This is a genomic window from Nocardioides iriomotensis, from assembly GCF_004168035.1.
In the GTDB taxonomy this organism is placed as follows: Bacteria; Actinomycetota; Actinomycetes; order Propionibacteriales; family Nocardioidaceae; genus Nocardioides_B; species Nocardioides_B iriomotensis.
Genome location: NZ_SDPU01000020.1, coordinates 1 through 22,071, shown reverse-complemented (window position 1 = coordinate 22,071; position 22,071 = coordinate 1). Strand labels below are relative to the sequence as shown.

Annotated in this window: 15 protein-coding genes; 10 read left to right on the top strand and 5 right to left on the bottom strand. The window is 72.5% G+C overall.

Annotated features, from left to right (window positions below; translation table 11 throughout):
- Window positions 1–6: 6 nt before the first annotated feature.
- The 8 genes from ETU37_RS06760 (at window position 7) to ETU37_RS06730 (ending at window position 10,159) form a co-directional block, all read left to right on the top strand.
- Window positions 7–981: an NAD-dependent epimerase/dehydratase family protein gene (locus ETU37_RS06760; RefSeq protein ID WP_129986499.1), complete on the top strand. Its 975-nt coding sequence runs from the start codon at window positions 7–9 to the stop codon at window positions 979–981.
- The gene (locus ETU37_RS06755) at window positions 978–2,246 is read left to right on the top strand and encodes a glycosyltransferase family 4 protein (protein ID WP_129986498.1); all 1,269 of its coding nucleotides are present in this window, start codon (window positions 978–980) and stop codon (window positions 2,244–2,246) included. Before ETU37_RS06760 ends, ETU37_RS06755 begins: the two co-directional genes overlap by 4 nt.
- Window positions 2,247–2,327: 81 nt before the next feature.
- Window positions 2,328–3,896 carry a lipopolysaccharide biosynthesis protein gene (locus ETU37_RS06750; RefSeq protein ID WP_129986497.1) on the top strand — a complete coding sequence of 523 codons (1,569 nt, stop codon included), beginning with the start codon at window positions 2,328–2,330 and terminating at the stop codon, window positions 3,894–3,896.
- Window positions 3,897–3,915: 19 nt separating this feature from the next.
- Window positions 3,916–5,199 (top strand): O-antigen ligase family protein, encoded by a 1,284-nt coding sequence (locus tag ETU37_RS06745; RefSeq protein WP_129986496.1) that lies wholly within the window; start codon window positions 3,916–3,918, stop codon window positions 5,197–5,199.
- Window positions 5,196–7,259 (top strand): glycosyltransferase, encoded by a 2,064-nt coding sequence (locus ETU37_RS06740; protein WP_165372434.1) that lies wholly within the window; start codon window positions 5,196–5,198, stop codon window positions 7,257–7,259. The genes ETU37_RS06745 and ETU37_RS06740 overlap by 4 nt, the downstream gene beginning before the upstream one ends.
- A 7-nt stretch (window positions 7,260–7,266) precedes the next feature.
- Window positions 7,267–8,790: a hypothetical protein gene (locus ETU37_RS06735; RefSeq protein ID WP_165372433.1), complete on the top strand. Its 1,524-nt coding sequence runs from the start codon at window positions 7,267–7,269 to the stop codon at window positions 8,788–8,790.
- Window positions 8,787–9,452 carry an AAA family ATPase gene (locus ETU37_RS23105; protein WP_165372432.1) on the top strand — a complete coding sequence of 222 codons (666 nt, stop codon included), beginning with the start codon at window positions 8,787–8,789 and terminating at the stop codon, window positions 9,450–9,452. The genes ETU37_RS06735 and ETU37_RS23105 overlap by 4 nt, the downstream gene beginning before the upstream one ends.
- A gap of 2 nt (window positions 9,453–9,454) precedes the next feature.
- Window positions 9,455–10,159 (top strand): AAA family ATPase, encoded by a 705-nt coding sequence (locus ETU37_RS06730; RefSeq protein ID WP_165372431.1) that lies wholly within the window; start codon window positions 9,455–9,457, stop codon window positions 10,157–10,159.
- An 83-nt stretch (window positions 10,160–10,242) separates the two neighbouring features.
- Here the strand turns inward: ETU37_RS06730 and ETU37_RS23440 are convergent, their stop codons facing one another.
- The 4 genes from ETU37_RS23440 to ETU37_RS06710 form a co-directional block, all read right to left on the bottom strand.
- Window positions 10,243–14,817, bottom strand: coding sequence for a PKD domain-containing protein (locus ETU37_RS23440; protein ID WP_206053774.1), 4,575 nt, complete (start codon window positions 14,815–14,817; stop codon window positions 10,243–10,245).
- 93 nt (window positions 14,818–14,910) lie between these two features.
- The gene (locus ETU37_RS06720; protein WP_129986493.1) at window positions 14,911–17,622 is read right to left on the bottom strand and encodes a PKD domain-containing protein; all 2,712 of its coding nucleotides are present in this window, start codon (window positions 17,620–17,622) and stop codon (window positions 14,911–14,913) included.
- A 130-nt stretch (window positions 17,623–17,752) separates the two neighbouring features.
- Window positions 17,753–18,355, bottom strand: coding sequence for a sugar transferase (locus ETU37_RS06715; protein ID WP_129986492.1), 603 nt, complete (start codon window positions 18,353–18,355; stop codon window positions 17,753–17,755).
- Complete coding sequence (locus ETU37_RS06710) at window positions 18,352–19,059, bottom strand: PIG-L deacetylase family protein (protein WP_129986491.1); 708 nt, start codon at window positions 19,057–19,059, stop codon at window positions 18,352–18,354. The genes ETU37_RS06715 and ETU37_RS06710 overlap by 4 nt, the downstream gene beginning before the upstream one ends.
- A 168-nt stretch (window positions 19,060–19,227) precedes the next feature.
- On the opposite strand from ETU37_RS06710, the gene ETU37_RS06705 reads away from it, so the two are divergent.
- Complete coding sequence (locus ETU37_RS06705) at window positions 19,228–20,559, top strand: UDP-glucose dehydrogenase family protein (protein ID WP_129986490.1); 1,332 nt, start codon at window positions 19,228–19,230, stop codon at window positions 20,557–20,559.
- Here ETU37_RS06705 and ETU37_RS06700 read toward each other — a convergent pair.
- A complete protein-coding gene (locus ETU37_RS06700; protein WP_129986489.1) occupies window positions 20,535–21,140 on the bottom strand; it encodes a histone deacetylase in 606 nt (201 codons plus the stop codon). The genes ETU37_RS06705 and ETU37_RS06700 overlap by 25 nt on opposite strands.
- A 139-nt stretch (window positions 21,141–21,279) precedes the next feature.
- Here ETU37_RS06700 and ETU37_RS06695 point away from each other — a divergent pair, with 139 nt between their 5' ends.
- Window positions 21,280–21,906 (top strand): fasciclin domain-containing protein, encoded by a 627-nt coding sequence (locus ETU37_RS06695; protein WP_129986488.1) that lies wholly within the window; start codon window positions 21,280–21,282, stop codon window positions 21,904–21,906.
- Window positions 21,907–22,071: the final 165 nt, after the last annotated feature.

Below are 22,071 nucleotides of genomic sequence, written 5' to 3'. Positions count from 1 at the left end.
GTAGTCATGAGAGCAGTCGTCACCGGCGCCGCCGGTTTCATCGGGTCGCACCTGAGCCAGCACCTGCTGGACAAGGGCGACGAGGTCTTGGGCATCGACTCCCTGACCGACTACTACGACCCGCGCCGCAAGGAGCGCAACATCGCGCACCTGCGGAACCGGCCGGGGTTCGTCGAGTGCCGGCTCGACCTGGCCACCGCCCCGCTCGAGATGCTCTTCGAGAAGGCGGACGTGGTCTACCACCTCGCGGGGCAGCCGGGCGTGCGTGCCTCGTGGGGTGAGGAGTTCGCGCCGTACCTGTCCCGCAACATCCTCGCCACCCAGCGGGTGCTCGAGGCGGCCAGGAACACCAAGGTCTACAAGGTCGTCTACGCCTCGTCGTCGTCCGTGTACGGCGACGCCGAGACCTACCCGACCACCGAGGACCTGACGCCGCGCCCGGTGTCGCCGTACGGCGTGACCAAGCTGGCGGCCGAGCACCTCTGCGAGCTGTACCGCACCACGTCGGGCGTGCCGACGGTCTCGCTGCGGCTGTTCACCGTCTACGGTCCGCGGCAGCGGCCCGACATGGCGTTCACCCGGCTGGTCGAGGCCGCGCTGTCCGGCGACCCGTTCCTGCTGTACGGCGACGGGCAGCAGAGCCGCGACTTCACCTACGTGTGGGACGTCGTGACCGCGATGCGGCAGGCGGCGCTCTCGCCCTGGGTCGGCGTCGCCAACATCGGCGGCGGGTCCCGCACGACGATGAACGAGGTGGTCGAGAAGGTGCAGGCGCTGGCCGGCCCGATCCACCTGGTCCGGCTGCCCAGCCAGCGCGGCGACGTCCGGCACACCGCGGCCGACACCACGACCGCCCGCAAGGGCTTCGGCTACCACCCCCGCACGACCCTGGACGCCGGCCTGGCCAACATGGTCGACGCCGCGCGGCTCGGCTGGGAGCAGGCCCACGAGGCGACGGCCGCGGCCGAGGCGGGCGCATGAGCCGCTCGGTCTGGCCCGCCGTCCCGCGCCGCATCGTGCCGAGGGCGCTGCTCCCCCGTCAGCCGGAGCTGCCCAAGGTCAAGGTGCTGCACGTCATCACGCGGTTCATCGCGGGCTCGGGCGGCAACACGCTGCTCTCGGCGGCCGGGATGGACCCCGACCGGTACGAGGTCTGGGTGGCCGCGATGCCGGGCGGCCCGCTGTGGGAGCAGGCCGAGGCGGCCGGCGTCCGCTGCGTCGACGTACGCCACATGAAGGAGACGATCTCGCCCAAGCACGACCTGCTCGCCTGCCTCGAGCTGGTCCGGCTGATGCGGCGCGAGCGGTTCACGGTCGTGCACACGCACTGCAGCAAGGCCGGCCTGATCGCTCGCGTCGCTGCCCGGATCGCCCGGGTGCCGGTCGTCGTGCACACGTTCCACATCTTCGCCGCGCACGACGGGCTGAGCCGTTCCCGCAGGCGCCTGTACCTCTTCCTCGACCGCGCGGTGCGGGGCATGGCCCACCACTACGTCGCGGTGGCGCCGCGCGTCGCCCAGGAGGCTGTGCACAACCGGATCGCCCCGCCCGGCAAGATCGTCGTCGTGCCGTCGGCGGTCGCGCTGGACGACATCCCGACGACGACGGACCCGGCCGTGCTCGCCGAGCTCGGGCTCGACGACGGCGCGCCGGTCGTCGGCACCGTCGGCCGGATCGTGGCGCAGAAGGCGCCGCTGGACTTCGTCCGGATGTGCGCCGAGGTGCACCGGTCCCGACCCGACGTGCACTTCGTGATGGTCGGGGACGCGACGCTGGAGTCGGCCGGGCTGGAGGCGCAGACCCACGCCGAGGCGGAGCGGCTCGGCGTGCCGATCCTGTTCACCGGGTTCCGGTCCGACGCACCACGCGTGGCCGCGGCGTTCGACGTCTACTGCGTGCCGTCGCGGTACGAGGGGCTGGGCCGGGCCGTCACGGAGGCGATGGCGTCCGGCCGCGCGGTCGTGGCGACCGCCGTCAACGGCGTCCCGGACCTGGTGGAGCCCGGCTGCACCGGCCTGCTCGCCACGCCCGGCGATCCGTCGTCGATGGCGCGCTCGGTGCTGTGGCTGCTCGACCACCCGACGGAGGCCGCGGCGATGGGCGCGGCCGGCCGCGAGCGGGTACGCGGGCACTTCTCCACCGACGTCATGTGCCGGGCTCTCGACGAGCTCTACAGCGACCTGGTGGGCCAGGTGGTTCCCGAGACCGCCGAGGCCCGGAAGGCGGATGTCCTCCGATCTGCGTAGGCCTTTTACGCACCAGCACGCGTGCCCGGGGGGCGGGCTCGCACCGAGGATTGCCGATGATTCGACTTGCAGGGGGCATGGATGAAGACAGGGGGCCGCGCTGCCACCACGGCGGCGCCCTCGCCGACCCGTAACCTGACCCGGCGCGCGTCCCTCAACGCAGTCGCCTCCGGGCTGGACTACGGTGCCCGCGCCCTCGTCGAGCTGGTCGTGAGCCCCCTCGTCGTCTCCGGGCTCGGCGCCGCGACGTACGGCGCCTGGCGGGTGCTCTGGCAGTGGTCGAGCTACGTGTGGGGTGCGAGCGGCCGCTCGGCCCAGGCCCTCCAGTACGCCATCGCCCACCGCCAGTGGACGGCCACCGACGCGGAGAAGCGGCAGCTGGTGGGCGCCGCGGCGCTCGTCTGGCTGCTCTTCCTGCCGCTCCTGCTCGTCGCCGGCGTCCTCGGCGTCTGGCTGGTGCCGCACCTGATGGAGGTCCCCGACAGCCAGGTCACCCCGCTGCGGGTCGCGGCCGCGATCCTGACCGTCGACGCGGCCGCGATGACGCTGCTGACGCTGCCGCGCTCGGCGCTGGTCGGCGAGAACCTCGGGTACGCCCGGATGGGCATCTCCACCGCCCTGGTCGTGGTCGGCGGCCTGCTCATGATCGGCTCCGTCCGGCTCGGCCTCGGCCTGCCGGGCCTCGCCCTCGCGACGTTCGCGAACACGCTGCTCACCGGCGTGGTGTTCTGGTCGATCACCCGCCGTCGGCTGGCCTGGTTCGGCCTCGCCCGCCCGAGCCGCACCCTCGCGCGCTGGTTCCTCGGGCTGTCCGCCTGGTTCCTCGGCTGGAAGCTCGTGCTCGAGCTGATGATCGCCAGCGACGTCCTCGTGCTCGCCCTGTTCGTGCCGCTCGCCACCGTCGCCGCGTTCGCGCTGACCAAGTGGGTCTGCGACGCGATGGCCCAGGTCCTCTCGATGGTCGTGCAGGCGACCATCCCCGGCATCGGCGGCTATCTCGGGTCCGGTGCCCGTGACAAGGCGGCCGTGCTGCGCGGCGAGGTGATGGCCCTGGTCTGGGTGCTCGGCACCGGCATGAGCGTCACGATCATGCTCTGGAACCACGCGTTCGTCCGGCTGTGGGTCGGCGACCACCTGTACGCCGGCGACACCGTCACGCTGCTCCTCGTCGTGCTGGCGTTCCAGCTCGCCCTGATCCGCACCGACACGTTCGTCATCGACGTCGCCCTCAAGCCACGCATCAAGGTCGTCGCCGGCGTGGTGGCGGCGGTCGTCTCGATCGGGCTCGCCGCCCTCGCCGCCGGTCCCCTCGGCGGCGGGGCCGTCGGCCTCTGCCTCGGGCTGGTGGCCGGCCGGGCTGTGCTGGGCGTGACGGCCCCGGTGGCCGTCGGCCGCTTCCTCGGCATCCCCCTGAGCCGGCAGGTCGCGTCGCTCGCACGTCCGGCACTGGCCACCGCCCTCCTGCTCCTGGCCGCCCGCGAGGTGGCACCGCAGGTGCCGTCGCTGGGCTGGCTCACGCTCGTGCCGGTCGTCGGCGCGACCGCGCTCGCGGCCACCGGCGTCTCCCTGCTGCTCGGCCTCAACGGTCCCCAGCGGCGGCGCCTCGTGGGCCGGGTCCGCGCCGTGGTCGGGAAGCGGGTCAGCCGATGAGCACCCGGGGGTTCGGCGCATGACGACGTACGTGACCCACCCGACCCACGCGACACCGCGGCCGGCCGTCGAGGCCGCCCCGCTGCGCCTGCCGGACGTCCTCGTCATCGGCGGCGCGATCGTCGCTCCGCTCAACCTGCTGATCGTCCGCAGCTTCAGCGTCTACGACCTGCTCGTCCTGCTGGCGCTGCCCTACCTGCTGCGCCAGCGCCGCTTCGTGTGGCCGCCGGCCGGCTACCTCGCGGCGTCGTACGTCTTCATCCTGGCCGCCCTGGTCAGCGCCTTCCGCGCCACGCACGCGACGGAGGCGCTCACCCAGGTGCTGCAGTACGCCTTCATCTTCTTCATCCAGGTGCCGGTGGTGATCGGCGTGGTCACCACGCGGAAGCGGGCCGTGACGTCGGTCGCGCTGCTGTGCTTCGGCACGCTCGCCGCGATCCTGCACTCCTACGTCTACCGGCCCACGCAGGGCGCCGGCCGCGTCGTGGTGTTCTACAGCGAGAACCCCAACCGGCTCGGCTACCCGGCCGCCTACCTGGTCCCGCTGCTGATCGTGCTGTGGCTGCTCAGCCGGCACCAGAAGCGACCGGTCCGGATCATGGTCACGCTCGCCCTGCTGGTCGGGGTCTACCTGAGCGTCTGGGCGATCAGCGCGTCCGGGTCGCGCAGCAGCCTGCTCGGCACCGGCGTCGCCCTGGTCGTGGTCATCGTGGCCCGCCCGGGCCTCGGGTTCCGGCGCGCGGTCGCCCGGCTGCTGGTCCTGGTCACGGCGTGCGGGCTCCTCGGTTTCGCGCTGGTGGCATCGGGCCAGCTGCCCAACACGCTCGAGGAGCGGATCAACCGCAGCCTCGACAAGTCCGACTCCAGCGCCCAGGCGCACCTGGTCGGCGACCGCGAGCACCTCGCCAACGCCGGCATGCTCGCGTTCCTCGACGCCCCGCTCGTGGGCACGGGTCTCGACAACTTCCGGTACGTCGCGCCGGAGTACGACGTCGAGGTGACCGCGCAGCTGCCGCACAACCTGTGGCTCCAGCTCGGCGTCCAGGTCGGCGCCATCGGCGCCGCGGCGTTCGCGGTCTGGCTGCTGCTGTGGGCCTTCGACGTGTTCGGCACGGTCAGACGCGCCCACCCGCCCGACGCACACCTGCTGTGGGGGATCTTCGCCGCCATGGCCGGGATCCTCACCGTCTTCATGTTCGCGCCCGAGATGCTCGACCGGCACTACTGGCTGATCGCAGCTCTGGGACTCGCCGCCGTCCGGGGATGCCGGACGACGTTCACGCCAGGAGGCCACCACCGATGACCGACGCCGCCGCCGGCCTGTCCGTCCTGCACGTGATCGTGCGGGCCGGGCCGACCAACAGCCAGTACAACGAGCACTGCCTGCCCGTCCTCGACACCCGGACGGTCACGGTGTGCTCCCTGTTCCCGGCCGACGTGACGCCGCCCGACCAGCTCCGGCTGTTCGAGGGCGACGGCTCGGTGCCCGGGTGCTTCCGGGCGCTGCGCCGGGCGCTGACCGCCGACGAGTACGACGTGGTGCACGTGCACGCGCCGGCCAGCGGCATCGTCACGCTGTGGACCTACGCCCGGCTGCGCCGGCCCCGCCGCGACCTGGTCTTCACCATCCACAACAGCTGGCAGAGCTTCCGCCGCCGCAACCGGATGTTCCTGCGGCTGATCATGCTGCTCTTCCCGCTCGTGGTGCTGTGCGGCCAGGCGGCGTACGAGTCGATGCCGAAGCGGCTGCGCCGGCTGCGCCACGACAAGCTGCAGGTGGTCCCGAACGGCGTCGACGTCGACCGGGTCGACCGCGCACTCGACGGCTACCGGCCGCACCGCGGCGCCGGCTTCCACGTGGCAGCGGTCAGCCGGCTGATCCCGATCAAGCACCCGCACACCGTGCTGGCGGCGTTCCTCGCGATGCGCAAGCGCGACGACACGCTGACCTTCATCGGCGACGGCCAGCTGAGGCTCCAGCTCAACGACCGGATCCAGCACGAGAAGCTGCTGCACACGGTGTCCATGCGCGGGATCATCGCCCGCGACGACGTCTACCGCGAGCTCGCCGACGCCGACGCGTTCATCACCACCTCGGGGGGCGAGGGGTTGCCGGTCGCCATGCTCGAGGCGATGGCCTGCGGCCGTCCGGTCGTGGCGTCCGACATCCCGCCGCACCGCGAGATCGCCCGCGCCGCCAAGGGGCTCCCGCTCGTGCGCGTCGGCGACACCGAGGGGTACGCCCGAGCGCTCGAGCGGCTCCGCGCCGTCGGGCCCGAGGAGCGCGCGGCGATCGGCCAGCGGCTCCGCGAGACCGTGGTCTCCCACTTCAGCGTCACGAGCATGAACGACGCCTACGGGCGTCTGTACCGGCAGCAGGTCCCCCGTGGCGCCGAGGTGGGCAGGACCCTGCGCCCCGCGTCACGGCTCGACCCCGAGACGGCCGGTCTCGGCGAGCGGCTGCGGCACCGGATCGGCTTCCTGCTGGCCCTGACCATCCTCGGTGGCGTCGTCGGCTTCGGGATCGCGTTCGTCCAGGCGCCGGTGTTCAAGGGCGAGACCAGCCTGCAGGTCGGCCGTGACCTCGCGGTCGCCGCGGACGAGAACACCCTCAACACCAGCGCGGCCCTGGCGGTCCGGTACGCCGACCTGACCCGGCGCGAGCCGGTGCTCGCTCCCGTCGCCGAGGACGGGTGGGCCGAGTCCTGGCGCGACCTGCAGCCCGACGTGTTCGCCCGGGTGGGCGACAAGAACCCGCAGCTCGTCGAGATCAGCGTCTACAGCGACAGCCGGGAGAAGGCCGCCGACCTGGTCAACGCCGTGGCGCAGTCGCTGCTGCGGGCCTCCCGCGAGGCGATCACCTCCTCGGACCGGGCGTTCATCGGCGAGCAGCTGACGTCGCTCGAGACCGACATCGCCCGCGGCAACCGCGAGCTGCTCCGCCTCGAGGACGAGCTGGTCGTCGCCGACGCGGCGACCCGCCCGACGCTCGCGGCCCGGATCACGAACCTGCAGGAGACGCTGGTCCAGCTGCGCAGCTCGTACGCCGAGCTCGACACGCTCGACACCTCCGAGGCCGGCGAGCTCGCCGTCGTCGACGCGGCCTGGACCACCCGCTCCCCGCTGCGTCCGACGCCCGTGGTGCTGGCCCTGGCCGGTGCAGCGATCGGCCTGACCCTGGGCATCGGCTGGATCCACCTGTTCGACCGGCGGCCACCGCGGACCCCGAACACGGCCCCGGTGCCCGCACCGGACATCCCCGAGCAGACGCACCAGCAGCGCCGCCAGCACGGCCGCGCCCGCCCCTCCGCGTGGGCGGCCAACGACCCGTCGTGGCCCGATCACGACCTGGAACGAAGGTGAGTGACCGATGACGACCGACGAGGCCGACCTCCAGGCCCTGATCTCGAGCCCGTTGCCCGGGATGCCGCTCGGCGCCCAGTCGCTGGCCCTCGCCCTCCGCGAGGAGCTGCGCCTGGCCGAGGTGCGGTACTGCCATTGGAAGAGCAACGACATGCTGCACAAGTCGGCGACGGGCGAGAACGACCTCGACCTGCTGGTCCACCGGCACGACGGGGTGCGCTTCACCGAGGTGCTCGCCCGGCTGGGCTTCCGTCACGCCAAGGCCCCGGGTGGTCGCGACCACCCGGGGGTCAGTCACCACTACGCGCTCGACGCGCCCTCCGGACGCTTCGTGCACGTGCACGCGCACTACAGCCTCGTGCTCGGTGACGACACCACGAAGAACTTCCGGCTGCCGATCGAGGACGCGTACCTCGCCTCGTGCCGGCACGACACGGTGTTCCCGATCCCGTCGGCGGAGTTCGAGCTGGCGGTCTTCGTGATCCGGATGATGGTCAAGCACGCGACCTGGGACGCCGTCGCCGTCGGCAAGGGCCGGCTCGGCGGCAACGAGAAGCGCGAGCTCGGCTGGCTCATCGAGCGCTCCGACCCCGAGGCCACGCTGGCCGTCGTCCGCGAGCACCTCGGGGGCATCGGCACGGACCTGTGGGAGCGCTGCCTGGCGACGCTGGTGCAGCCGGCGTCGCTGCCGAAGCGGCTCGCCGCCGGCCGGGCGACGCTCCGCGCGCTGCGCCCGCACGCGCGCCGCTCGTGGCCGCACGACCTGTGGCTGCGGATGTGGCGGCGCTTCACCTGGGGCTCGCGGGCCTACGTCCTCAAGCTCCCGGCCCGCAAGCGGATCACGCCGGTCGGCGCCACGATCGCGATCGTCGGCGGGGACGGCGCGGGCAAGTCGACCGCGGTCGCCGGCACGACGAAGTGGCTCGCCGGGCCGCTGCGCGTGAAGCAGCTGCACCTGGGCAAGCCACGCCCGTCGCTGCTCACCCTGGCCGTCAAGGGCCCGATGTACGTCGCCCGCAGCGCCGGGCTGCTCGAGTCCGCCTGGGCCTCGGTCGACCCGCGCAGTGCCACGCCCGAGGACTTCCCGGGCAACGCGTGGGCGCTGTGGCACCTGTTCACCGGCCGCGACCGGCTGCGCGACTACACCAAGGCGCGTCGCGAGGCCGACACGGGCGGCCTGGTGGTCACCGACCGCTGGCCGGTGAAGCAGATCGCGACGATGGACGGCCCGCGGACCACGTGGACGCTGCGCACCCCCGAGCGGTTCTCGCGGCTGACCCTGCGGATCGCCCGGGCCGAGCAGCGCATCTACGACCAGATCCAGCCGCCGGACGTCCTGGTGGTGCTGCGCCTCGACCCCGAGGTCGCGGTCGCCCGCCGGTTCGACGAGCCGAGCCGCTACGTCCGGGCCCGCAACACCGAGGTCTACGAGGCGGACTGGTCCGGCAGCGGCGCGGTCGTCGTGGACGCCACCCTGCCGCCGGACGAGGTGCTGGACGCCGTACGACGAGCGGTGTGGGAGCGGCTGTGAACGCGCGGCGCGGTGGCGCCGTCGTCGAGCTGCTCGGGGCTCCCGGCGCCGGGAAGTCCGGACTCGCCGACGCGCTCGCCGCGCTGGACGGCGTGACCGTCGTGAAGGACCACTCGCGCGGCGACCTGTCCGCGCTGGCCTGGTCGATGGCCCGGTCGTGGCCGGTCGCCGTCGCGCCGCCGCCCGACGTCGACCGTCGCCGCTGGGTCTCGTGGGCGGCCCGGGTGACCGCCGCGCAGCACGTCGCGCGCAACCGGATGTCGCAGGGCGCCCGGACGGTGGTCTTCGACCAGGGCGCCGCGTACACACTGGTGCGCATGATGCAGCTGCGCGACCGGCCGCACGGCAGCGCCTGGTGGACCCAGCGCTGCGTCGAGACCGCGAGCCTGCTGGACCTGCTGGTGATCGTCGACGCCGACACCGCCACCCTGGCGAACCGCGTGCGCGGCCGGCGCAAGCAGCACGTCACCGACGAGCTCGACAACGAGAGCCTGCGTGCCTACCTCGACAGCGAGCGCCGGCACGTCCACCGCGTCGCCGACGCGCTCGCCCGCGAGGGCGCCGAGGTGCTGCGGCTGATCACCACCGAGCTCACCGTCGAGCAGCAGGTCGGTCTCGTGCGGCAGGCCCTGCGCCAGCGCGCTCACCAGGCGGCGGGCTGACGGTGTCCGGACTCGTCGTCGAGCTCGCCGGTCTGCCCGGATCGGGCAAGAGCACGCTCGCCGACGCGCTCGTCGCCCGGTTGCGGTCCGAGGGACTGCCCTGCGAGGTCGGGGACGTCGGTGTCTCCGCGCGCGTGCGGCGCGAGGTGCGGGTGCTGCGCCGGGTCGGGCTCGCCGCCGCCCAGGCCGCCCACTCCCCCGTCTCCGCCGCGCGGTCCGCCGGCGTGGTCGTGCGCAGCGGGCAGTCCTCCCGGCGCGACACCGCCGCGGTGCTGGCCCAGTGGCTGGCCACCGAGCGGATCGTCGCGCGCGGCCGCCGCGCCCCGGGCGTCCGGCTCCTCGAGGAGGGCCTGGTGCAGACGACGTGGACCGCGCTGCTGCGCGCCCACGAGCTCGGTGCCGCCGACCTGTGGCCGAGCGTCCCTGCCGCCTCGCGCCCCCACCTCGTGGTGCTCCTCGACGTACCCCCGGACCTGGCGGCGCACCGCCTCGCCGCTCGGGCCTCCCAGCACAGCCGCGTGCAGCAGCTCGGCCCGCGCAAGCGGGCCGCGGCGCTGCGACGCGGTCAGCAGGTCCTCGACGACGTCCTCCAGGCCTGTCCGGTCCCGGTGCACCGCCTGCCGTCGTACGGAGAGACCGCCGACGAGCTGGCGGCGCTGGCTGCTGAGGCCGTACACGCGCTCGTCGGCGGCCCGTCCGCGGACTGACCGACCGAAGGTCCCGACCTGCGCTGAGGCTTCGTTGGGGGCAATGCGGGGGGCTCCCCAGCGCAGGTCGGAACGGTCCTCGGTCAGCCTGTCGACCACTCCACGTGCAGCAGTGGAGCGACGCTCGCGCCCGACTCGAAGGCGCGAGCCGTCCGGCGGCCGGTGCCGGACACCTGGAACGCGATCGCGTTGCCGGGCACCCAGCCGGACCGCGACACGACGGCGTTCACGAGGGGCGACAGGTCGGGCGTCCGCTGGGCGGTGGTGGCCTGCCCCACCGTCGTCCAGTCCGCAGGCGCCCAGGGCACAGACGCTGCGGTGGTCGCCCGACCTGTCACGGCGTTGACCGTCCCGGTGTAGGTGGCGGCGTTGTCGGCCGTCTCCGCCCTGATCGACAGCGCGGACGCGCCGGTCGACACCTCGTCGGTCGTGAACTGCAGGTAGGCGGCGGTGATCGTCGCCCCGGCCGGCACCGGCACGTTGGCGATCCGGATCCCCACCACCTGCTGGGTGTTGCCGTCCGTGGTGAGCTCGAGGTCGGAGCTCGACGTCTGGGTGCTGCCGGAGTTGACCGACTGCTCGACGTCGTCGCTGCCCGCCAGGACCCGGAGGTCGGCCGAGCCCGTTCCTCCGCCGCCCGCTGCCTGGGCGACCACGGTCATCTCGTCGAAGGCCGACAGCGCACCGTCGTTCGCGGTCAGCCGCAGCACGTACGTGCCGGCGGCCGAGAACGTCGCCGTCGTGTCGACCAGGCTCGCGTTCTGGAACGTCGCCGTGCCCGGGCCGGACACCTGGGACCAGGTGGTGGTCACCGCGCCGGGCGTCGTCGGCAGGCCGTCGTCGGTGACCGTGCCGTCCAGGGACGCGGCCGCCGGCAGCGTGACGCCCCGGTTGGGCCCGGCGTCGACCGTCGGGGCCTGGTTGACCGGGCCCGAGGCGCCGCCGCTGTACTCGACGTGCAGCAGCGGGGCGAACGTCGCACCGCCCTCGAACGCCTCCGCCGTACGCCGTCCCGTGCCCGAGACCTGGAAGGCCATGGCATTGCCGGCGGCCCAGCCCGTACGGTTCACGACGGCCTGCACGAGCGAGGCCAGGTTCGGCGTCCGCTGGGCGGCGGCCGCCGCCCCGACGGTCGGCCAGTCCGGCGGCGACCAGGCGACGCTGGCCGCGGTGGTGGCACGACCGGTCACGTTGTTGGTCGCCGTGGTGTACGTCGGCGTGTTGTCCGCGTTCTCGGCGCGCACCGTCAGTGACGACGCGCCGGTGGAGACCTCGTCGACCCGGAACTGGATCCAGGCGTCGGTCACCGTCGCACCCCGCGGCACGGTGACGCCGGTGAAGCGCATTCCGACCACCTGCTGCGCGGATCCGTCGGTGGTCAGCTCGAGGTCGCTGCTGGTGAGGTCGTTGGCGCCGGTGACGCGCTGCTCAGCGTCGTCGGAGCCGGCGGCCACTCGCTTCTCGAAGACCGTCGCGCCACCCGTGCCTCCGGCGACCGTCACGGTGACGTCGTCGGAGACCGACGCGGCGCTGTCGTTGGCGGTCAGCCGCAGCACGTAGGTGCCCGCCGCCGAGAACGACGCCGTCGTGTCCACGGCGTTGACGTTGCCGAACGTGACCGTGCCCGGACCGGAGAAGGTCGACCACGTCGTCGTGACCGTGCCCGGCGGGTTCGGCAGGCCGTCGTCGGTCACCGTGCCGTCCAGGGATGCGCTCGCGGGGAGCGTGACGCTCTGGTTCGTCCCTGCGTCGACCACCGGAGGTGTGTTGCCCGGCGCCTGGTCCTGCACCTGCACCGTGACGGTGTCGGAGGCCGTGAGCGCGCTGTCGTCAGCGGTCAGTCTCAGCACGTACGTCCCGCCCGTGGAGAACGACGCGGACGTGTCGACAGCGTTCGCGTTGCCGAACGACACCGTGCCCGGACCGGAGTCCTGCGTCCAGGTGGTGGTCACCGCACCCGGCGGGTTCGGCAGGCCGTCGTCGGTCACCGTCGCGTCCAGGGTCGCGTTCGAGGGCAGCGTGATCGTCTGGTTCGCACCCGCCTCGACCACGGGTGCCGTGTTGCCCGACGCAGCCGGCTGCACCGTGATGGTGACCGTGTCGGATGCGGTCAGTGCACCGTCGGTCGCGGTGAGCCGCAGGACGTGCATCCCGGCGGTCGAGAAGGTCGCGGTCGTGTCGACGGCGTTCGCGTTGCCGAACGTCACCGTGCCCGGACCGGAGTCCCGCGACCAGGTCGTGGTCACCGCACCCGGGGAGCTCGGCAGGCCGTCGTCGGTCACCGTGCCGTCCAGCGTCGCCGTCGCCGGCAACGTGATCGTCGCGTTGGTCCCGGCATCCACGGTCGGCGCCTGGTTGGTCTGGCCGCCGGTGCTGTACTCCACGTGCAGCAGCGGGGCCGTGGCCGCGCCGGACTCGACGGCGCGCGCCGTACGACGACCGGTGCCGGAGAACTGGAACGCCATGGCGTTGCCCGAGCTCCAGCCCGTGCGGTTGACCACGGCCTGCACCTGGGCGGAGAGGTCGCTGGTGCGTTGCGGTGCGCCGGCCTGGCCCACGGTCGGCCAGTCCGGCGGGTTCCACGGCACCCCGGCCGTCGTCGCCCGGCTGCTGACGTTGCTGGCCGTGGCGGTGTAGGGCGCCGCGTTGTCGGAGGCCTCGGCGCGGACCGTCATGGCCGACGCACCGGTCGACACCTCGTCGGTCCAGAACTGCAGGTAGGCCCGCACGATGGAGGCGCCGCGCGGCACGGTCAGGCCGGGGAACCGCACGCCGACGACCTGCTGCGTGTTGCCGTCGGTGGTGAGCTCGAGGTCCGAGCTGCCGATGTTGGTGTTGCCCGAGGTCGCGCCCTGCTCGGCGTCGTCGGAGCCGGCCACGGCACGCACCTCGCGGACCAGCGCGCCGCCCACGGGCGCGGCGAAGATCGTGACCTCGTCGGCGGTCGTGAGCGCCCCGTCGGTCGCGGAGAGCCGCAGGACGTAGCTGCCCGCCACCGAGAAGCTCGCCGTGGTGTCGACGGCACCGGGGTTGCCGAAGGTCACGTCGCCCGGGCCGGACACCTGGGTCCAGGTGGTCGTGACGGTGCCCGGGTTGGTGGGCAGGCCGTCGTCGGAGACGGTGCCGTCGAGGTTCGCCGAGGCGGGCAGAACGACGCTGCTGTCGGCGCCGGCGTCGACGTTGGGCGGCAGGTTCGACGGGCCGCCGCCGATGGGCGGCAGGCTCGCGGTGATCTCGTACATCCGGCCGTCGTTCTCGTTCGGGTTGCTGTCGTTGTCCTGACCGCGGGCCACGACGTAGTAGGTGCGCTGGCCGGACCCGCTGGACGCGGGCGCCACCGCGAGGCCGGCGGCCGCGGTCATGTTGGCGCTGCTCACGTCGATCGTGTTGATCAGGGCACCCGTGTTGCGGTCGAGCTCGTAGATCGTCTCGGAGCTGTCGTCGAGCAGCAGCGCCGTGCCGCGCACCTGGTCGAACCCCATGCCCTCGGGGTCCTGCGCGCCGAACACCGATGCGTTCCAGTGCTGCCACACGTCGTCCGAGGTGCCGAAGCGGCCGTCGCTCCCGGCCCGGACGCGGTGCACGTCGGAGGACTCGCCGCCGGCGAACCACAGCGCGTTGGTGGCGACGTCGTAGTCGACGCCCTCGGGGTCGTTGACGCCGCGAGCCTGCACGTTGAACCCGCTGACGGTGTCGTCGGGCGTGCCGAAGCGGTTGTCCGCCCCGGCGACGATCTCGAACAGCATCTTCTCGTCGTCGTCGGTGACGAACAGGTGGTCGTTGGACGGGTTGTAGCCGACGCCGACCGGCTCGTCGGACCAGGGCTGCGACACCCCCGTGCTCTGCAGCGTGCCGGTCCGGGTGGTCGCGTAGAGGTTCACGTTGCGGAAGATCGACATCTCGTCGACCTCGCCGTCGGCGATGAAGAGCTGGTCCCGCCCGGGGAGATAGGCGACGCCCGACGGGTCCGGCGAAGGCGGGCTGTACGACGAGGTCGCGACGGTCCGGATGCTCGACGGCGTGATCGCGGCGACGAGCTGGAGGTCGGTGGCGAACATCGCCTCGACGACCTCGCCGAAGTTGCCCGGGGCGCCGTTGTCGAGCACGTAGATGCTGAGCTCGGAGAGACCGTCCGTCGGGTCGTTGGAGGGCGCGAGCACCACGCCGCGCACGTCGTCGACGCCGAGGTCGCTGGCGTCGTACCGCGACGTGACCAGACCGTTCCTCGTCCCGAGGAGCTGGTCGGTCGTCGCGTCGTAGGTGAACACCTCGCCGGTCTCGGGGTGCGTCGCGCGTCCCCGCAGGTCGTGGCCGCGCGCGCCGAGCACGTCCCGCGGCGCGGCCTTCGCGTGCGCCGTACCGCGGAACCGGCCGAGGTCGGTGGCATCGGTGCCGACCGCCTTCGGCGCGTGGGGACGGGCGGCACCGGTGATGACGAGGGCGCCGAGGCGCCGGCTCCAGGCGAGCGACGTCGGGTGCGGGAGCCCGACCTCGAGCGTGGGGAAGGAGTGGATCTTCTGCAACGCGCCGTCGAGCACGGGCTCGACGGCACGGGGCGCCGGCTCGGGCGGAGCCGTGCGCAGGACGGGGCTGAGTGCCGCCGCGGCAACCAGTGCTGGTGCGAGGAGCGTCGTGGAGATGCGGGCGAGGGCCTTCATGCGGGTCTCCTGGTTGCCGAGCCGGGGAGGGTGTGTCGGTGCGATCCGGTGGCCCGGCCTGGCTGGCCGGGCCACCGGTGTGTGGAGGATGGTTCAGTAGCGGAGCGAGTCCGCCGAGGTGCCGATGCGGTCCTTCAGGACGGCCTTGCCTCGCTTGCCCCACATGTCCTTGGTGGCGAGGTAGAGGTGCCGTGCGCTGGACTTCCCGACGCCGGAGTGGAGTCGGATCACCGCTCCCGGCTTCAGGGTGAAGGCGGGCAGCCGGACCGACTTGCCGTTCTTCTTGTTCTTCAGCACCCAGCCGTCGAGGTCCACCGGTACGGCGCCGGTGTTCTTGACCTTGACAACGTCGCTCTCGTAGTTCACCCGCAGCAGGTCCGTCAGGTAGAAGCTGACGGAGAGGGTGTTGGACACGGCCTCGTCCAGCGTCGTCGTGGCCGGCGACACCAGGCGGTACTGCACGGCGCGACTCGTCTTGGAGCTGACCGTGAACCGGGCCGCGGAGACCGTCCCGCTCGTCACCTTGGCCGTGGCCTTGTCGACCCAGCCGGTACCCTTCCGCTGCTGCAGCTTGATCACCTGGCCGTCCTCGGCCGGCTGGACGGTGCCGGTGATGGTCGCCGTGGTGCCGGTCCGCAGGACCGTCGCGGACGTGGTGGCCGACAGGGTGGTCTTCTTCTTGCCACCGGCCGCCTTCACCCTGACCTGCGTCGTGTCGCTCGTGCTGAGCTGACCGTCGTTCGCGGTGAGCTGGAAGACGTAGTCGCCGGTCACGGACGGGCTCACCGTCGTGTCGACCGCCGCCGCATTGGCGAAGACGACGTCGCCGGGGCCGCTGACCTTCGACCACTGGACGCTGACGGGACCCGGCTTGCCGTCGTCGGACACCGTGCCGTCGAGCAACGCCGACTGGCCGACGTCGATGTTGCGGGTCGGCCCCGCGTCGACGAGCGGCGCCGTGTTCGTGGCCGGCGTCTTGAACTTCAGCATCAGCACCGGCGGGGTGAGGCCGTCCTTGGCCTCCGCCGTACGGCGGCCCGTGCCGGCGAACATGAACGCCAGGGCGTTGTTCTTCTGCCAGCCCGGCCGGTCGACGATCTCCTGGATGATGGCCTTCAGGTCCGGCGTGGCCTGGCCGGGACCGGCCTCGCCACCGTTGGGCTGGGCCGGCGCCGTCCAGGTGGGCGGACTCCAGGCGACCTTGGCCGTCGTCGCCGGACGCGTCGTGATGTTGAAGTTCTTGCCGTTCACGTACTGCGCCGCGTTGTCCGCCGCTTCACCGGCGATGGTGAAGCTGGCTGTGCCGGAGCTGCCCTCGTCCACCTTGAACTGGATGTAGGCGCTTTCGATCGTCGAGCCCTTCGGCACCGGGATGCCGGAGAACCTGATGCCGGTCTTGACGTCCTCGGGGGTGCTCGGGCCGTCGTTGCCGAGCTCGATGTCCGCGCTGGCCACGTCGGTGAAGCCGGTCGCGCTTCCCACGAGGATCTCGTGCGCGTCGTCGAGGCCGCTCACGACGGGCAGGGCGACGTCACGGGCCGCACCCGGTGTGAGCACCTTGACGGTCGCGTCGTCGGTGCCGACCGCGCCCTTCGGGTCCCGCACGGTGAGCCGGAAGACGTAGTCGCCGGTCTGTGAGACGGTCGCGGTGGTCGTCGCCGCGGTCGGTGCGCTGAACGTGACGGTGCCCGGCCCGGAGACCTTGCTCCACTGGTAGGTCAGCACGTCGGCTGCGTCGCTGTCGAGGCCGCCACCCGTGAGGGTCAGGGTCTCGGTGATGTCGACGACCTGGTCCACACCCGCGGAGGCGACGGGCGGGAAGTTGGTGATGGGCGCCAGGCTGGCCCGCACCTCGAAGACCTTGCCGTCGTTCTCGCCGGGGTGCGAGTTGTTGTCGAGACCGCGGTCGACGAGGTAGTAGCTGCGCCCGTTGCCGTCGGACGAGGGAGCCATGACCACGTCGGCGGCGTTCTGCGCACCCATCTGAGCGATGGAGATGGTGTTCAGGAGTGCGCCGTAGCGGTCCAGCTCGAAGATCGCCTGGCTGCCGTCGCTGGACACCAGGATGGTGTCGCGGACGGAGTCGTAGGCGATGCCCTCGGGGTCGATGACGCCGTACCGGGTCAGGTCGACCTCGGTCGGGATGTCGTCGCCACCCGGCGCGACGCCGTTGAAGATGCCGTCGACGCCCGGGTTCAGCCGGTAGAAGCGCGCACCGGTCTGGCCGTTGATCAGCAGCAGCTCGTTGCGCTTGGTGTCGAAGGCGACGCCCTCCGGGTCGGTGTTGCCGAAGGTCGACGTCTTGAACCCGCTCGTCAGCCCGGCCCGGAGCCTCGTCGTGGCGATCGTCCCGCTCAGTCCGGTCGATGCAGCGTTCGTGATCTCGAAGACGGACTTCTTGTCGTCGTCGGTGACGAACATGCTCCCGGTCGCCGGGTTGAACGCCAGGCCCGTGGGCTCGATCGACCAGCCCGTGGCGGTCGTCTTGGTCGTGGACGACTCCACGACCGTGCCGGTGCGCGTCATCGACCAGATGTTCTTGCCCTGGTAGCCACCCGGCTCCGTGGGACCGAGGACGATCTCGTCCACCTCGGCGTCGCTGACGACGATCTGGTCCTTGGAGGGGATGTAGGTGATGCCGGAGGGGTCCGGGCTGGGCGGCGTCCACACCGACGTGTCCGTGAACCGGACCGTGGTCGAGTTGACGTTCGCCGCCCAGGCGGCGCCTCCGGTCGAGAGCGCGAGCGCCGACGCCGTGACGAGGGCGACCCGCTTCCTGATGCTGACTTTCTTGTGATTTCTCACGGGGAACCCCCGAAGTCGAGGCACCGGCAGGGGTGCCGACCTACGACGTCCGGCTGAGCTGGCCGGACGTCCTGACAAACCGGCGCGGAGGACCGCGCCGAACCCGTGCTGGCGCTTCTCGCGCCGGCGGTCAGTGGCGCGCAATGGCGATCACCTGCCGGCAGAGAAGGCGCAGGTCGTAGCCGAACGAGCGCTGCTCGAGGTACGACAGGTCGAGGCGGACGCGCTCGTGGAGCAGCACGTCCCGGTAGTGGGCGTTCGGGTCCGCGTGGCCGGCGAGGCGCTCGGCCTCGTTCATGAACCCCAACGTGGACGGGCCCGCGAGCCCTGGTCGGACCGACAGCACCCGGCGCTCGTCCTCGCTGTAGAGCGCGACGAACTCCGGGGTCTCGGGCCTCGGTCCGACCAGGCCCATGTCCCCGCGCACGACGTTCAGCAGCTGAGGCAGCTCGTCGAGGTACCAACCGCGGAGGACGCGACCCACACGCGTCACACGGGGGTCGCCGAGCGGCGAGACCTCCGCCGACCCCGTCGCGCCGGTGTGGGTCATGGTGCGGAACTTGCAGATGCTGAACGGCCGGCCGTCCTTGCCGACACGAACCTGGCGGAACAGCACCGGTCCCGGCGACGTCGCCTTCACCAGGATGCTGATCACCAGCAGGACGGGACTGAGCAGGACCAACGCGACCGCAGCCACGCTGCGGTCGAAGACGTTGCGGAGAGCCTCGTTCATCCCCCGTCACCACCTCGCGGACCGCGCATGCCGGCCGTCGCCGACTCGCGCAGGATCATGAACGGCTCGGCCGCGAGCAGGCCCGAGGCGGCGCCGTGCCCCTGGGCGTAGGCGGTGAGTGCCTCGATGGAACGTGGGTGCGGGAAAGGCCTGACCTCACTGACGAAGGTCTCGGCGTACGCCTTCATGGCGGTGAGCTTCACGTCGAGCGTCTCGCTGATGTCGACGTACAGGTTCGGCGCGAAGACGCTGCCCGGGATCGGCGGCGCCCAGTCCGTCGAGGACGGGATCTGGAAGGCACACACCCGCGACACCGAGGTGCCGGGCACCGGGCGCGTCGCCACGAGCGTGGCCCGCGCAACCAGGCGGTGGTCCTCGTTGACGTCGCCGGGGAAGTGCGTCAGCACGACGTCGGGCTGCAGCTCCTCGATGACCTGCTCGATCGGCGTGATCACGTCGAGCAGGCTGAGCGTGTCGAGGCGCTGGTCCGGAAGCCCGACCATCACGAGGCGGTCCAGGCCGAGCACCTGGGCGGCGTTGCGGGCACAGGCGGCCTGCTGCTCGACGCGGCCGTGCCGCGAGCTGGCGCCGTCGGCCAGCACGCAGGCCCAGACGGTGTCGCCGCGGGCCGCGTGCCACGCCATCGTGCCGCCGGCCCCCAGCGTCTCGTCGTCCGGATGTGCCGCCACCGTGAGTAGCCGCATGCGCAATCTCCTCCCCCGACCTCAGGAACTGCGCAAAGCACACCGCGGGGGCCGTAGCGCCTACATCGGTCAATCGGCGTAGCGCAGGTCCGGGGAATGACGGGTCTGCGCAGGTCGCGGCGCTGTGAGGCTGGTGACTGGGCAAGCAAGCGAGGGGAAGGACCCACGATGAGGCCACGCATCACCGTCATCGGCTGCGGCTACCTGGGGGCGACGCACGCCGCGTGCATGGCGGAGCTCGGCTTCGACGTGCTCGGGCTGGACGTCGACCACGACAAGGTGGCGGCACTGCAGGAGGCGCGGCCGCCGTTCTACGAGCCGGGGCTCGAGCCGATCCTGCGCAAGCACGTGGAGTCGGGCCGGCTGCGCTTCACCACGTCGTACGACGAGGTGGCGGAGTTCGGCGACGTGCACTTCCTGTGCGTGGCCACGCCGCAGCGCGACGGCGAGCTCGGCGCGGACCTGCGCTTCGTCGACAGTGCGATCGCGTCACTCGCCCCGCTGCTGCAGCGTCCCTGTGTCGTGCTCGGCAAGTCGACCGTCCCGGTGGGCACCGCCGAGCGGCTCACCGAGGACCTCGCCCGGATGGCGCCGGTCGGGCGCGACGCGGTGCTCGCATGGAACCCGGAGTTCCTGCGCGAGGGCTTCGCGGTCGACGACACCCTGCGGCCCGGCCGCCTGGTGTTCGGGCTCCCCGAGGGCTACGGCCGCGACGCCGCCGACCAGGCGATGCGGGTCGTGTACGCCGAGGCGATCGCCGCCGGCACACCCGTCGTCGTCGCCGACCTGGCGACCGCGCAGCTGGCCAAGGCCGCCGCGAACTCCTTCCTGGCAACGAAGATCTCCTTCATCAACGCGATGGCGGAGATCTGCGAGGCGACCGGTGGCGACGTCACGGTCCTCGCCGACGCGATCGGACACGACCCGCGCATCGGCCGGCAGTTCCTCAACGCCGGGCTGGGCTTCGGCGGCGGCTGCCTGCCCAAGGACATCCGCGGCTTCATGGCGCGCGCCGGTGAGGTCGGCGCGGGCGACGCGCTGACGTTCCTGCGCGAGGTCGACGCGATCAACCAGCGCCGGCGCAGCCGCGTCGTCGACGTGGCCGCCGAGCTCGTCGACCGGCCCTGGCCGGTGGCCAACGTGGCCGTGCTCGGCGCGGCCTTCAAGCCAGACTCCGACGACATCCGCGACTCGCCCGCGCTCAACGTGGCCGGCCGGATCTCGCTCTTCGGCGCGCACGTCACGGTGCACGACCCGCAGGCGATCTCGAACGCCCGCAAGCTCTGGCCGACGCTGCACTACGCGGACTCGGTGATCGACGCCTGCCGTGGCGCCCACGTCGTGCTCGTGCTCACCGAGTGGTCGCACTTCCGGGAGATCGACCCGGTGGTGCTGGCCGAGGTGGTCGCGACCCGGGCGGTCGTGGACGGCCGCAACTGCCTCGACCGTGAGGCGTGGCGCGCGGCCGGCTGGACCTACCGCGCGCTCGGCAGGCCCTGACCGGCCAACCGCGCGACGTACGCGTCGACGGCCGCGTCGTCCCACCCGCGCGACTCCCGGAGCCCGGCGCGGAGGTGCTCGACGTACGCCGGGCTGGGCGGGTTGTGCGGGACGTGCTCCGCGCCGTGCGGTGAGGTGAACGTGAGCAGCGGCCGGTCGTCGACCTGGCCGACCTCGACCAGCGTCTCGTAGCGGCCGGGCCCGGCGGTGTGCCGGCCACCCGGCAGCGGAGCGGTGACGATCTGCTCGAGCGGGTCGCCGTGCTGCGGGACCCGGTACATCTCCTGCGCCGCGACGTCGGCGAACTGGGCGGGCGTGACGAGGTAGCCGCGCCCCACCGAGTCGCCCGGCGTCTCGTGGTCGTAGAACGCGACGCCGCCGCCCCACTGCGGCGACTCGCCGGCGAAGTAGACGGTGCCGGGGAGGTCCACCGGGATCGAGCGCAGTGGCGGCGTGGCGTCGCGGGCACCCGGGTTGTGCCGGCTCCCACCCGGCGGCAGACCGCCGCTCAGGTAGTAGCCGAACCGGTCCGCGGACATGTTCGAGCCGTAGCTGACGTACCAGACGTGCGTGGGGGACATCCCCGCCATCGTCGCAGAGCACCGGTCCAGGCCGGTTGCGGAGGGGAGCCGGTACGAACCAAACCGCTCCCCGGGCCCGGCCGAACCCCCCGTGTCCGCGCCGCGCAGGGCGGCGCGTTGGGAGCTTCGAGGAGCTGACATGCGAACCACCCGAACCGTCTCCGCCGTCGCCGCGGTCGCCACGCTCGTCGCCGGATCCGTGCTGACCACCACCCCCGCGCAGGCCAAGGCCGGGACGACCCCGCTGACCGAGGTGCTGGCCGCGGACGGGAACAGGTACGACCGGAGCTGGGACGACTTCGACGTCGCCGAGAAGGCCGTCCGTGCGGTGATCAAGGCCGACCCGAACAGCCCCGTCGCGGTGCTGGCGGACGGCGACACGGCGCTGACCGCGTTCGTGCCGACCGACCGGGCGTTCCGCAAGCTCGTCACGAGCATCGCCGGTGAGCGGCCGGCCACCGAGAAGGCGACGTTCGCCGCCGTCGCGTCGCTCGGCCTGGACACGGTCGAGGACGTGCTGCTCTACCACGTCGTCCCCGGCGCCACGGTCAAGTACGCCGCCGCGAAGAAGTCCGACGGCGCCCGCCTCGAGACCGCCCTGGGCAAGCACATCGGCATCAACGTCGCCGGGGGCGAGGTGCGCATCGTGGACGCCGACCGCAACGCCCGGAACGCGCGCGTCATCGCCGCCGCCAAGAACATCAACCTCGGCAACAAGCAGATCGCGCACGGCATCGACCGCGTGCTGCGGCCGATGGACCTCTGATCACGACCGACCACCTCTGACCGCTGCACCGGTGGCGCGAGGCCCCGCCCGGAGTCCTGGGACTCCCGGTCGGGGCCTCGTTGTTGTGCGGGCGCCCGGATGACCTGGCTGCAGGCCAGTCAACGACCCGGCCGCCGACCGGCTCGGCCCTCTTGCCACAACGCC

Bases quoted from the DNA above. Each gene is read 5' to 3' on its own strand.
- ETU37_RS06700 (WP_129986489.1), bottom strand. From the start codon at position 21,140: ATGTCCCCCACGCACGTCTGGTACGTCAGCTACGGCTCGAACATGTCC.
- ETU37_RS06735 (WP_165372433.1), top strand. From the start codon at position 7,267: ATGACGACCGACGAGGCCGACCTCCAGGCCCTGATCTCGAGCCCGTTG.
- ETU37_RS06715 (WP_129986492.1), bottom strand. From the start codon at position 18,355: ATGAACGAGGCTCTCCGCAACGTCTTCGACCGCAGCGTGGCTGCGGTC.
- ETU37_RS06755 (WP_129986498.1), top strand. From the start codon at position 978: ATGAGCCGCTCGGTCTGGCCCGCCGTCCCGCGCCGCATCGTGCCGAGG.
- ETU37_RS06710 (WP_129986491.1), bottom strand. From the start codon at position 19,059: ATGCGGCTACTCACGGTGGCGGCACATCCGGACGACGAGACGCTGGGG.
- ETU37_RS06705 (WP_129986490.1), top strand. From the start codon at position 19,228: ATGAGGCCACGCATCACCGTCATCGGCTGCGGCTACCTGGGGGCGACG.
- ETU37_RS23440 (WP_206053774.1), bottom strand. From the start codon at position 14,817: ATGAAGGCCCTCGCCCGCATCTCCACGACGCTCCTCGCACCAGCACTG.
- ETU37_RS06745 (WP_129986496.1), top strand. From the start codon at position 3,916: ATGACGACGTACGTGACCCACCCGACCCACGCGACACCGCGGCCGGCC.
- ETU37_RS06760 (WP_129986499.1), top strand. From the start codon at position 7: ATGAGAGCAGTCGTCACCGGCGCCGCCGGTTTCATCGGGTCGCACCTG.
- ETU37_RS06750 (WP_129986497.1), top strand. From the start codon at position 2,328: ATGAAGACAGGGGGCCGCGCTGCCACCACGGCGGCGCCCTCGCCGACC.
- ETU37_RS06695 (WP_129986488.1), top strand. From the start codon at position 21,280: ATGCGAACCACCCGAACCGTCTCCGCCGTCGCCGCGGTCGCCACGCTC.
- ETU37_RS06740 (WP_165372434.1), top strand. From the start codon at position 5,196: ATGACCGACGCCGCCGCCGGCCTGTCCGTCCTGCACGTGATCGTGCGG.